This is a genomic window from Actinoplanes awajinensis subsp. mycoplanecinus (assembly GCF_001509495.1).
GTDB classification, from domain to species: Bacteria; Actinomycetota; Actinomycetes; order Mycobacteriales; family Micromonosporaceae; genus Actinoplanes; species Actinoplanes palleronii.
In genome coordinates this window covers 1-722 of sequence record NZ_LLZH01000136.1, presented here as the reverse complement: position 1 = coordinate 722, position 722 = coordinate 1, and the positions used below count along the sequence as shown (strand labels likewise).

1 protein-coding gene is annotated in these 722 nt (G+C 73.8%); it reads left to right on the top strand.

Annotated elements, in window-relative coordinates; translation table 11 throughout:
- Positions 1-565 (top strand): flavoprotein (locus tag ADL15_RS17595; RefSeq protein ID WP_232344185.1); only part of this gene is annotated, 565 nt, incomplete at its 5' end.
- Positions 566-722: the final 157 nt, after the last annotated feature.

Here is a 722-nt window from a genome sequence, read left to right as displayed (position 1 = left end):
GCCGTGGTCGGCGCGGTGGGATGTGGCGATGACGACTCTGTACCTCTTCGGTTCGGCTGCCCCTCCGGTCCTCGGCGTCGGGGCGGGGATCGAGGACGGAAAGCAGCGCGGCTTCGACGTGTGCCTCGGCCTCACCCCGACGGCCGCGCGCTGGCTGGAGCCGCAGACGGCCGAGCTGGAGCGCCTGACCGGACACCCGGTCCGGTCCGAGTACAAGACGCCCGGGACCGCCGACGCCTGGCCGAAGGCAGACGTCGTGCTGTTCGCGCCCGCCACCTTCAACAGCATCAACGCGTGGGCCCTCGGCATCACCAGCTCCTTCGTCGTCGGGTTGTGCGCCGAGGGCATCGGCAAGGGCATCCCCCTGGTGACCATGCCGTGCGTGAACGCCGCCTACGCCCAACACCGAGCGCTCGACCGGAGCGTCGCCGAGCTGCGCGCCATGGGAGTGAGCGTGCTGTACGGGGAGGGCGGGTTCCAGCCGAATCCGCCCGGCCAAGGCCGCGAGTTCCCGTGGGGCCTCGCCCTCGACGAGGTCGAGCGCGCTGTCGGCGCGGGGCGCTAACCTGCCCCCATGTCCTCCCTGCCCGCGGCCCGGCCGCGCCCTGCCGCCACGGTGAACGCGGAGATCCGCGCGCTGATGCTGCGCTCGGGCGGCCGCCTCGCGGCCCGCGGCCCGGGAAACCGCTCGGGGACGACCCGAAAAACCCCCCCCCCCCGCC